Origin of the sequence: Cellulomonas iranensis NBRC 101100 = JCM 18110 (assembly GCF_001552375.1) — a bacterium.
GTDB classification, from domain to species: domain Bacteria; phylum Actinomycetota; class Actinomycetes; order Actinomycetales; family Cellulomonadaceae; genus Cellulomonas; species Cellulomonas iranensis.
In genome coordinates this window covers 1-9976 of the sequence record NZ_BCRB01000108.1, presented here as the reverse complement: position 1 = coordinate 9976, position 9976 = coordinate 1, and the positions used below count along the sequence as shown (strand labels likewise).

The following is a 9976-nucleotide window of genomic DNA, read 5'->3' as shown; positions in this document are numbered from 1 at the left end:
CGACGCGGCCGCGCTCGCCGACCTGTCCGTGCCCGGCTCGCCGGCGGCCGCCGCGGACGCCGCGGTCGTCGCGGCGCTCGCGGGCGCCCGCAGCGAGGGACTGGTCGCCGACGTGGCGGCCGTCGCCGCCACGGGACGCACGCCCGACGGGGACGCGACCGTCGACGTGACGTCCGGCCTCGGCCCGCACGTGCGCGTGACGCCCCGGGGCGAGCGCGCCGACGTGCCCGCCGTCCCGTCGCGCACCGTGGAGCTGGTGCTCCGGTGGGCGGACGGCCGGTGGCGCGTGCTCGACGTCAGGGAGCCGGGCGGCGTGCCGTCCTGAGCCAGCGGGCGACGTCGTGCGGCGTCGTGTGCCGGGCCACGAAGCCGCTCGCGCGCAGGGCTGCCGGGTCCGCGCGCACCGAGCCGAGCACCTCGGAGGAGAAGTCCCGCAGCGCGATCCGGAGCGCCGCAGCGGGCACCGGGACGGTGACGTGCGCACCCCAGGCACGGCGCAGCGCAGCGAGCAGCTCCGCGTGCCGGTCCGCCGAGGCCACGAGGTTCGCCGGTCCGTGCACGTCGGCGGTGAGCAGGTGCTCGATCGCGCGCACCTCGTCCAGCAGGCTGATCCAGCTCCAGAACTGCCGCCCCGAGCCCAGCCGTGTCGCGACACCCGCGCGCAGGGGGAGCAGCAGCGGTGCGGCCGCGCCACCGTGCGGGCTCAGGACGATGCCGGTGCGCAGCAGCGCGACGCGCACGTCGGTGTCCTGCGCGGGGGCCGTCGCGGCCTCCCAGCGGCGGACGACGCCCGCGAAGAACGTGTCGCCGAGCGGCTCGGTCTCGGTGAGCACCGTGTCGCCGCGGTCGCCGTACGCGCCGATGCCCGAGGCCTGCAGCAGCACGCGGGGTGCCGGCGTCGCGTCGTCGCCCGCGAGCCCGGCGAGCGTGCGCGACAGCAGCCCGGCGGTCCGCACGCGCGAGTCCACGACGGCGCGCTTGCGTGCCGCCGTGAGGGGCCGCGAGGCGACGTTGACGCCCGCGAGGTCGACCACGGCGTCCGCGGCGCGCACCGCGGCGACGTCGACGCGTCCGGCGTCCGGATCCCAGCCGGCCTCGGCGGGTCCGCGCGGCGCTCGCCGCACGAGCCGCACGACGTCGTGCCCGGCCTCCGTCAGATGGCGGACCAGGGCCGTCCCCACGAGGCCGGACGACCCGGCGACCAGCACGCGCATGCCGCCACCCTAGTGACGCGCGGGGCGTGCGGCGCGGCGACCGTGGAGCGGCCGGGCGGGCGAGCGCCTGCGGGGTCCCGGACGCGGCGAGGGCCGCCCACCCGACGGTGGACGGCCCTCGCGGGTGGTGCGTCGTGTCAGAGACCGACCTCGGACTCGAACGCGCCCTCCTCGAGGCGGTTCTTGACCGCCATGAGGTAGCGCGACGCGTCCGCGCCGTCGACCAGCCGGTGGTCGTACGACAGGCACAGGTAGCACATCGACCGGATGGCGATGACCTCCTCGCCGTCGGGGCCCTTGACGACCACGGGGCGCTTGACGATCGTGCCCGTGCCGAGGATCGCCGACGTGCCGCCGGGGACGATCGGCGTGTCGATGATCGCGCCGCCCGAGCCGGTGTTGGTGACCGTGAAGGTCGCACCCGACAGCTCGTCCGGCGTGACCTTGTTGGACCGGGTGCGACCCGCGAGGTCGTTGATCTTGCGGGCGATGCCGGCGAGGTTGAGGTCGCCCGCGTCGCGGATGACCGGCACGAGCAGGCCGCGCTCGGTGTCGACCGCGATGCCGACGTTCTCCTGGCCGTGGTACGTGATCGTCTTGTCCTCGAGCACCCCGTTGATCTTCGGGTACGTCTTGAGGGCCTCGACGGCGGCCTGGACGAAGAACGGCAGGAACGTGAGGTTGACGCCCTCGCGCGCCTTGAAGTCGTCCTTGGCGCGTGCCCGGAGCTTCGCGATCTTCGTGACGTCGACCTCGACCACGGTGGTGAGCTGCGCCTGCGTGTGCAGGGCCTCGACCATGCGCTCGGCGATGATCTGACGCAGCCGGCTCGCCTTCTCGGTCGTGCCGCGCAGCGGCGACACGGCCGGGGGTGCCGCCGGCTTCGACGCCGCGGGGGCGGCGGCGGGCGGCGCCTCGGCGGCCTTGCGGGCCTCCTCGGCCTTGGCGGCGGCCTCGAGCACGTCCTCCTTGCGGATGCGCCCGCCCACGCCGGTGCCGGTCAGCGTGCTGACGTCGACGCCCTTCTCGGCCGCGAGCTTGCGGACCAGCGGCGTGAGGTACGACCCGGCGGCGGCCGGCGCGGCGGGCGCCGCCGGAGCCGTCGGCTGCTGCCGGGCGGCCTCCTGCGCGGCCGGCGTCGTGCCGGCGGACTGCGCCGACTCGGTCTCGGGCGCGGGTGCCTCGTACCCGGCGGGCTGCGAGGACGCCTGCGGTGCGGGCTCCTGCTGCGCGGCGGGCTTCTCGGCGGGCTTCTCGGGCGCGGCCGGGGCCTGCGCGGCGGGCGCCGCGGCACCCGAGCCGACGATCGCCAGCACGGCGCCGACCTCGACGGTCTCGTCCTCGCCGACCTTGATCTCCTGGAGCGTGCCCGCGACGGGCGAGGGGATCTCGGTGTCGACCTTGTCGGTCGAGATCTCGAGCAGCGGCTCGTCGACCTCGACCTGGTCGCCCACGGCCTTGAGCCAGCGCGTGACGGTGCCCTCGGTGACGGACTCGCCCAGCGCGGGCAGCGTCACCTCCTGGCCGTCGCCCGACGGCGCCGAGGCCTCGGCCGGGGCCGGGGCGTCCTCGTGCTGCTCGGGGGCCTGCTGGGCCGACTGCTCGGCCGCCGGCTCCTCGGCGGGCGCCTGCTGCGCGGGCTCCTGCTCGGGGGCGTCCCCGGCGGAGTCGCCGCCCTCGCCCGAGCCGATCACGGCCAGGGTCGCGCCGACCTCGACCGTCTCGTCCTCCTCGACGAGGATCTTCTCGAGCACGCCCGCGACGGGCGAGGGGATCTCGGTGTCGACCTTGTCGGTCGAGATCTCGAGCAGGGGCTCGTCGACCTCGACACGGTCGCCGACCTGCTTGAGCCAACGGGTGACGGTGCCCTCGGTGACCGACTCACCGAGCGCGGGAAGCTGCACGTTCTCGGACATGACCGCTCGTGTCTCCTTCGATCCAGGTCAGTTGTGGGCGTGCAGCGGCTTGCCGGCGAGCGCCAGGAAGGCCTCGCCGAGCGCCTCGTTCTGCGTGGGGTGGGCGTGGACCAGCTGGGCCACGTCCTCGGGGTACGCCTCCCAGTTGACGATGAGCTGGCCCTCGCCGATGAGCTCGCCGACGCGCGCACCGATCATGTGCACGCCGACGACCGGCCCGTCCTTCTTGCGGACGAGCTTGATGAAGCCCTGCGTCGCGAGGATCTGGCTCTTGCCGTTGCCGCCGAGGTTGTACTCGAGGACCTCGACGTTCTCGTCGCCGTACAGCTCCTTGGCGCGCTTCTCCGTGACGCCGACCGACCCGACCTCGGGGTCGGAGTACGTCACGCGCGGGATGCCGGACTCGTCGATCGTCGGGGGGTTGAGGCCCGCGATCTCCTCGGCGACGAAGATGCCCTGCTGGAACCCGCGGTGCGCGAGCTGCAGGCCGGGGACGATGTCGCCGACGGCGTAGATGTTGGCGACGCCCGTGTGCAGGCGCTCGTTCGTGATGACGAAGCCGCGGTCGAGCGTGAGGCCCTGCTCCTCGTAGCCCAGGCCCGACGTGCTGGGGCCGCGGCCGACCGCGACGAGCAGGACGTCGGCGTCGAACGTCTTGCCGTCCTCGAGCGTGACGTGCACGCCGTTGTCGTCCTGCGTGACGCCCTGGAACCGGACGCCCAGGTTGAAGCCGATGCCGCGCTTGCGGAACGCGCGCTCGAAGGCCTTGGAGATCGCCTCGTCCTCGTTCGGCACGAGGTGGGGGAGCGCCTCGACGATCGTGACGTCCGTGCCGAACGACTTCCAGACGCTCGCGAACTCGGAGCCGATGACGCCGCCGCCGAGGATGATCGCCGAGCGCGGGATCCAGTCGAGCGTGAGCGCCTGGTCGGACGTGATGACCCGGCCGCCGATCTCCAGCCCGGGCAGCGAGCGGGCGTACGACCCGGTGCCGAGCACGATGTGCTCACCCGTGAGCGTGCGGTCGCCGACCTGGACCGTGTGCGGGCCGGTGAGCTTGCCCCAGCCCTCGACGACCTCGATCTTGCGGGACTTGATGAGCCCCTGGAGTCCCTTGTAGAGGCGGCCGATCACGTTGTCCTTGTACTGGTTCACGCCGCCCATGTCGACGCGCTCGAGCGTCGTGTGCACGCCGAAGTGCGCACCCTCGCGGGCGTTGTCGGCGAGCTCGGCCGCGTGCAGCAGGGCCTTGGTCGGGATGCACCCGCGGTGGAGGCACGTGCCGCCCACCTTGTCGGCCTCGACGAGGGCCACGGTCTTGCCGAGCTCGGCGGCGCGCAGCGCGGCCGCGTAGCCGCCGCTACCTCCGCCCAGGACGACGATGTCGAAAGCGGTGCCGTTGTCGGCCACGTGCGCACTCCTCGCAGGTCGGGATGGGCTGCCGCCCCATCTTGTCATCCCGTCCCCGTCGCGACGAACCGACTAGCACGTCCGGCGGTGTGAGTCCCGCGACAGTCGTCCCATGTCCTGCGCGAGGCGTGTGCCGCGCCGCTCCGGGCCCCCGCGGACGTCCAGCGGACGTCCAGGTCTCGTCGGTACGCTCGCGGGATGGGTCTGTTCTCCCGTCGTCGACCTCAGCCCACGGACGCGCCCGCGGGACGCGAGGCGCGCGCCGAGACGCTCGCCTACCTGCGGGACTTCGTGACCACGCGCGTCGGTGTCGAGGCGTACGTCGAGCCGCGCACCAACGTCACGCCCACGACGCTCATGCTCGTCGCGACCGACGGCGAGTGGACGCGACGCAAGGTCCCCGACGACCGGGCCGCGGCCGCGCTCGCGCGCGAGCTGCAGATCCCCGTGTACGACGTGCAGCGCACGGGCTACCCGCAGCGCGTGCGGGACTGGAACGCGCGCCAGCGCGTCGAGCGCCGGCGTCGCGCGGCCGAGCGCGCCTGACGCGCCCGGCCGCCGCGCCGCCGACGCGGGTCTGCGGCGACGTCCGTCAGGACGCGCGCTGCTCCAGCAGCCGCAGCAGCGTCCGGACGCCGACACCCGTGCCGCCGACGGGCGTGTAGCCGAACGCCGACCGCTCGTTGAACGCGGGCCCGGCCACGTCGAGGTGCGCCCACGGCGTCGACCCGACGAACTCCTGCAGGAAGATGCCGGCGGTCAGCATGCCGCCGAACCGGTCGCCGATGTTCGCCAGGTCCGCGACCTTCGACTTCAGGCCCGCGCGCAGGTCCGCCGGCAGCGGCATCGGCCAGAACTGCTCGCCCGCGCCGTGCGCCGCGTCGACCAGCTCGGCGCGCGCCGCGTCGGTGCCCATGACCGCCGAGACGCGGTGGCCCAGCGCGACCATCTGCGCGCCGGTGAGGGTCGCGATGTCGACGACCAGGTCGGGCTTCTCCTCGACGGCCGCGACCAGGCCGTCGGCCATGACGAGCCGGCCCTCGGCGTCGGTGTTGAGCACCTCGACCGTCTTGCCGCCGCGGATCGTGATGACGTCCGACGGGCGCTGCGCGGTGCCCGACGGCATGTTCTCGGCCAGGCACAGCCAGCCGGTGACGGCCACGGGGAGCCCGAGCTGCGCGGCCGCGACGACCGTGTGCAGCACGGCTGCCGCACCCGCCATGTCGGACTTCATGGCCTCCATGCCGGCCGCCGGCTTGATCGAGATGCCGCCCGAGTCGAACGTGATGCCCTTGCCGACGAGCGCGACGTGGCCCGTCGCGCGCGACGGCGCGTAGGCGACCTTCACCAGGCGCGGCGGGCGCGCCGAGCCCTGGCCGACGCCCATGATCCCGCCGTACCCGCCCGCGAGGAGCGCCTTCTCGTCGAGCACCGTGACCTTGAGGCCCTTGGCGCCGGATGCCTTGACGGCGGCCTTGGCGGCGTCGGCGAACGCCGCGGGGTACAGGTCGTTGGGTGCCGTGTTCACGAGGTCGCGCGTCGCGTGGACCGCGGCGGCGAGCACCTCGGCGCGCGCGAGCGCGGCCTTGGCGGCCTTGTCCCGCACGCGGGGCGTGACGACCTCGACGCGCGCGACCGGCGCGTCCTGCTCGTGGTAGCGGGCGAAGCCGTACGCGCCCAGCAGCGCACCCTCGGCGACTGCCCCGACCGCGGCGGCGTCGGGCGTCGGCAGCGCGAGCGCCACCGACGCGAGACCCGCGAGCTCACGGGTCGCGGCTCCGGCCGCGCGGCGCAGCGCCTCGGCGCCCTCGGGAGTCGCGGCGTCCACGGTCGCGTCGCCCAGGCCGGTGAGCACGAGCGTCGCGGCCGTCAGCCCCGTCCCCGGCAGCCGGCGCACCTCGTCGGCCGCACCGGTGACGCCCAGGCGCGTCCCGTCCTGCGTGATCTGCCGCGCGAGCTCCGCGGGCAGCCAGTCGGCGTCGACGGGGATGACGGACGTGCCCTGCGGGCGGACGGCGACGACGACCGCCTCGACGTCGAGCCGGGCGGGGTCGGTGGAGGTCAGCGAGATCACGCGTCGATGGTAGCCGCGCCGCGCGGGCCCGCCGGGGGACCGGCGGCGACCGTGCGGCGCCGAGGCGCGCGACCCGGCCGTCACCACGCCGCGGCGACGGACGTCACGGGGCCGGGCGGGTCCCCGCCCGGTAGGTTGTCGCCCCGTGGTGATCCCCCTCGCCGTCGTCGTGGCGGTGCTCTGCCTCGCGCTGGCCGGCTGGGCGACGTGGTTCGTCGTCGCCGACCGCGCGGTCGTCCTGCGCCAGCTCTGGGGCGCCGCCGTGGTCGAGGGCGTCCTCGTGCTCCAGGCGGTCGTGCTCGGGGTCGTCCAGGCCACCGGCTCGCAGGACGTCGACGGCGTGCTGCTGTGGGGCTACGTCGTCACCCAGCTCGTGATCCTGCCCGTCGCGGCCGCGTGGGCGTTCGCCGAGCGCACCCGCTGGAGCTCGGTCGTGCTGCTCGTCGCCGCGCTCACCGTCGCCTTCCTCGAGCTCCGGCTGCTGCAGATCTGGGGGACCGCATGACCCGACCGCCCGCACCCGCCGCACCGGCGCACCGCCCCACGGGGTCCGGCGCCGGCCGGCTGCTCGTCGCCGTGTACGGCGTGCTCGCGCTCGCCGCGACCGCGCGCGGCCTCTACCAGGTGACCACCAAGCTCGACGAGGCACCGGTGGCGTACGTGCTGTCGCTCGTCGCGGGCGTCGTCTACGTCGTCGCGACGCTCGCGCTCGCGGCCGACCGCCGCCGGCTCGCGTGGGCGACCGTCGCGTTCGAGCTCGTCGGCGTGCTGGTCGTGGGGCTGCTGTCGATCGTCGACGTCGGCGACTTCCCCGACGAGACCGTCTGGTCGCGCTTCGGCGCCGGGTACGGGTACGTGCCGCTCGTGCTGCCGTTCGTCGGGCTGTGGTGGCTGCGCCGCACGGGCCGCACGGGCCGCACGGACGTCCCGGCGTCCGCCGGGCCGCCCGCCGTAGGGTGACCCGCGTGTACCGGCTGCTGTTCGACCTCGTCTTCCGCCGTATGGACCCCGAGCGGGCGCACGAGGTGGCGTTCGCGCTGATCGGCGCGGTCGGCCGCGTGCCCGTGCTGCGCGACGTCGTCTCGCGCGTGCTGCGCGTGCCGCGCGGCGGCGCCGGTGCGGTGCGGGTGTGGGGACGCACGTTCCCCGGCCGGTTCGGGCTCGCGGCGGGGTTCGACAAGGACGCCCGTGCGGTCGAGGGGCTCGCGATGCTCGGCTTCGCGTTCGTCGAGGTCGGCACGGTCACCGCGCACCCGCAGCCCGGCAACGACAAGCCCCGGTTGTGGCGCGTCCTGCCGCAGCGCGCGCTGCGCAACCGCATGGGCTTCAACAACCAGGGGTCCGCGGCCGTCGCCGAGAGGCTGCGGCGGCTGCGCGCGACGCCGCACGGCCGGGCTCTGGTCGTCGGCGTCAACATCGGCAAGACCAAGGTGACGCCCGTCGAGGACGCCGCCGCCGACTACGCGACGAGCGCGGAGCGGCTCGCGCCGTACGCCGACTACCTCGTCGTGAACGTGTCGTCGCCGAACACGCCGGGCCTGCGCGACCTGCAGGCGGTCGACGCGCTGCGGCCCGTCCTGGAGGCCGTGCGGGTCGCCGCCGACGAGGCGACGACGCGCGCCGCGCGGCCCGCGGTGCCCGTGCTCGTCAAGATCGCGCCCGACCTGAGCGACGACGACGTCGACGCCGTCGCCGACCTGGTGGCCGAGCTCGGGCTCGACGGCGTGGTCGCCGTCAACACGACGATCGCGCACGACCTCGGACCCGGTGGCCTGTCGGGGCCGCCCGTGCTCGCGCGCGGCCTCGACGTCGTCGCACGCCTGCGGACGCGCCTCGGCCCCGACGCGGTGCTCGTGGGCGTGGGCGGCGTCAGCGGCGCGGCCGACGCGCGCGAGTACCTCGCCGTCGGCGCGACGCTCGTCCAGGCGTACACGGCGTTCATCTACGAGGGGCCGTTCTACGCGGCGCGCGTCGCGCGTGCGCTCGCGTCGGACGCCACGGCACGGGAGGTCCGGTGACGGTCGTGCGGCCCCGGTGGCAGTGGCGGCTCGTGGGCGACGACGGCGAGGCCGTCGACCGGCCCGGCAGCCCGGTGTTCCTCGTGCGGTTCGACGCCGAGCAGTGGCTCGGCGAGCACTGGCGCGCGCTCGCGGGCCAGGGGGTGCGGCACGCCGTGCTCCAGCACGACGGGCGCGACCTGCCGCCCGAGATCGAGCTGCCGACGGTCTGAGGCCGTCGCCGGCGGCGCGCCGGCCGCTCAGACCAGCGCGGGCTGGGCGACCCCCACGCGGTCGGACCGCGTGCCCGCGAGCACCGACCACGCCGCCGTCAGCCCGTCCACGGCGCGCCGCAGCGCCTCGACGGGCTGCGAGAACGGCACGCGCAGGTGGTCGTCGAACGTGCCGTCCACGCCGAACGCCGTCCCGGGCGCGATCCGCACGCCGTGGCCGTGCGCGAGCGCCGACAGCGCCGTCGCGACGGGCCGGCCCAGGTCGACCCACGTGGACAGCCCGCCGGCCGGCACCGGCACGTGCCACTGGGGCAGGTCGTGCGCGAGCGTCGCGAGCAGGGCGTCGCGCTGCTCGCGCAGCACGGCGCGGCGCTGCACGAGGACCTCGTCGGCGCACGCGAGGAGCTCGGTCGTGACGAGCTGGTCGAGCACCGAGGTCGCGATGTCGACGTGCGCGCGGCGCTGCGCGAGCGCGCCCACGAGGTCGGGGTGGGCGCGCACCCAGCCGACGCGCAGACCGCCCCAGAACGACTTCGACGCGGAGCCGACGCTCACGACGTAGCGGTCGGCGAGGCCGTCGCCCGCGAACGGTGACGGCTGCGGTCCGTCGATCGTGAGGTCCGTGAGGGTCTCGTCGCCCACCACGACGGTGCGCGTGCGGCGTGCGAGCTCGCGGACGCGCGCACGGCCCTCGGTCGTGAGCGACGTGCCCGTCGGGTTGTGATGGTCCGGCACGAGGTACGCCAGCCGTGGTGCGGTCTGCCGGACGGTCGCCTCGAGCAGGTCGAGGTCGGTGCCGGCCGGCGTCACGGGCACCGGTACGGGGCGGGCACCGGCGGCCCGCACCGCGTCGACGGCGTGCGGGTACGTCGGGTGCTCGACGACGACCCGGTCGCCCGTGCCCGCGAGCGCGCCCGTGAGCAGGTGGATCGCCTGCTGCGCGCCCGTCGTCACGAGCACCTGGGCGGGGGTCGTCGGCACGCCGCGGCGCGTGTAGCGCTCGGCGACCGCGGCGCGCAGCGCCGGCAGGCCCAGGGGGGCGTAGCCGGCGCCGGCGAGGTGCCGGGGCAGCTGGTCGAGGGCGGCGGCGCACGCCGTCGCGAGCCGCGGCGGTGCGGCGGGGGCGGCGGCC

Annotated in this window: 10 protein-coding genes and 1 pseudogene; 6 read left to right on the top strand and 5 right to left on the bottom strand. The window is 75.6% G+C overall.

Features of this window, described 5'->3' with window-relative positions; all coding sequences use genetic code 11:
* Positions 1 to 325 (top strand): annotated as a pseudogene (locus CS2_RS19170) (hypothetical protein); the annotation flags it as partial.
* On the opposite strand, the gene CS2_RS16355 reads toward CS2_RS19170, so the two are convergent.
* The 3 genes from CS2_RS16355 to lpdA all read right to left on the bottom strand — a co-directional run bounded on the left by CS2_RS16355 (position 297) and on the right by lpdA (position 4540).
* Positions 297 to 1214 (bottom strand): TIGR01777 family oxidoreductase, encoded by a 918-nt coding sequence (locus tag CS2_RS16355; RefSeq protein ID WP_070320777.1) that lies wholly within the window; start codon positions 1212 to 1214, stop codon positions 297 to 299. The pseudogene CS2_RS19170 and the gene CS2_RS16355 sit on opposite strands and share 29 nt — an antisense overlap.
* Before the next feature lie 137 nt (positions 1215 to 1351).
* A complete protein-coding gene (gene sucB, locus CS2_RS16350) occupies positions 1352 to 3130 on the bottom strand; it encodes a 2-oxoglutarate dehydrogenase, E2 component, dihydrolipoamide succinyltransferase (RefSeq protein ID WP_070320776.1) in 1779 nt (592 codons plus the stop codon).
* A gap of 27 nt (positions 3131 to 3157) precedes the next feature.
* Positions 3158 to 4540, bottom strand: a complete 1383-nt coding sequence (gene lpdA, locus CS2_RS16345; protein WP_070320775.1) for a dihydrolipoyl dehydrogenase — start codon at positions 4538 to 4540, stop codon at positions 3158 to 3160.
* A gap of 198 nt (positions 4541 to 4738) precedes the next feature.
* Here lpdA and CS2_RS16340 point away from each other — a divergent pair, with 198 nt between their 5' ends.
* Positions 4739 to 5086 carry a hypothetical protein gene (locus CS2_RS16340; protein ID WP_046528584.1) on the top strand — a complete coding sequence of 116 codons (348 nt, stop codon included), beginning with the start codon at positions 4739 to 4741 and terminating at the stop codon, positions 5084 to 5086.
* A gap of 46 nt (positions 5087 to 5132) precedes the next feature.
* Here the strand turns inward: CS2_RS16340 and CS2_RS16335 are convergent, their stop codons facing one another.
* On the bottom strand, positions 5133 to 6614 hold the full coding sequence (locus CS2_RS16335; protein ID WP_046530602.1) for a leucyl aminopeptidase: 1482 nt from the start codon (positions 6612 to 6614) through the stop codon (positions 5133 to 5135).
* Between the two features lie 145 nt (positions 6615 to 6759).
* Here CS2_RS16335 and CS2_RS16330 point away from each other — a divergent pair, with 145 nt between their 5' ends.
* From CS2_RS16330 to CS2_RS16315, 4 genes are read left to right on the top strand one after another with little or no spacing between them, the layout of a single operon-like run.
* Positions 6760 to 7119, top strand: a complete 360-nt coding sequence (locus CS2_RS16330) for a hypothetical protein (protein ID WP_046528583.1) — start codon at positions 6760 to 6762, stop codon at positions 7117 to 7119.
* Entirely contained in the window at positions 7116 to 7574 is a 459-nt protein-coding gene (locus tag CS2_RS16325; protein ID WP_070320774.1) for a hypothetical protein, read from the top strand. Before CS2_RS16330 ends, CS2_RS16325 begins: the two co-directional genes overlap by 4 nt.
* A 5-nt stretch (positions 7575 to 7579) precedes the next feature.
* Entirely contained in the window at positions 7580 to 8632 is a 1053-nt protein-coding gene (locus CS2_RS16320; RefSeq protein ID WP_082740312.1) for a quinone-dependent dihydroorotate dehydrogenase, read from the top strand.
* Positions 8629 to 8844 carry a hypothetical protein gene (locus CS2_RS16315; RefSeq protein WP_046528582.1) on the top strand — a complete coding sequence of 72 codons (216 nt, stop codon included), beginning with the start codon at positions 8629 to 8631 and terminating at the stop codon, positions 8842 to 8844. Before CS2_RS16320 ends, CS2_RS16315 begins: the two co-directional genes overlap by 4 nt.
* A gap of 27 nt (positions 8845 to 8871) precedes the next feature.
* Here CS2_RS16315 and CS2_RS16310 read toward each other — a convergent pair.
* Positions 8872 to 9976, bottom strand: a 1105-nt coding sequence (locus CS2_RS16310; RefSeq protein ID WP_070320773.1) for an aminotransferase-like domain-containing protein, incomplete at its 5' end; no start/stop codon positions are given.

Excerpts from the sequence above, each read along its gene's own strand:
- CS2_RS16355 (WP_070320777.1), bottom strand. The coding sequence starts at position 1,214 with ATGCGCGTGCTGGTCGCCGGGTCGTCCGGCCTCGTGGGGACGGCCCTG.
- sucB (WP_070320776.1), bottom strand. The coding sequence starts at position 3,130 with ATGTCCGAGAACGTGCAGCTTCCCGCGCTCGGTGAGTCGGTCACCGAG.
- CS2_RS16340 (WP_046528584.1), top strand. The coding sequence starts at position 4,739 with ATGGGTCTGTTCTCCCGTCGTCGACCTCAGCCCACGGACGCGCCCGCG.
- CS2_RS16325 (WP_070320774.1), top strand. The coding sequence starts at position 7,116 with ATGACCCGACCGCCCGCACCCGCCGCACCGGCGCACCGCCCCACGGGG.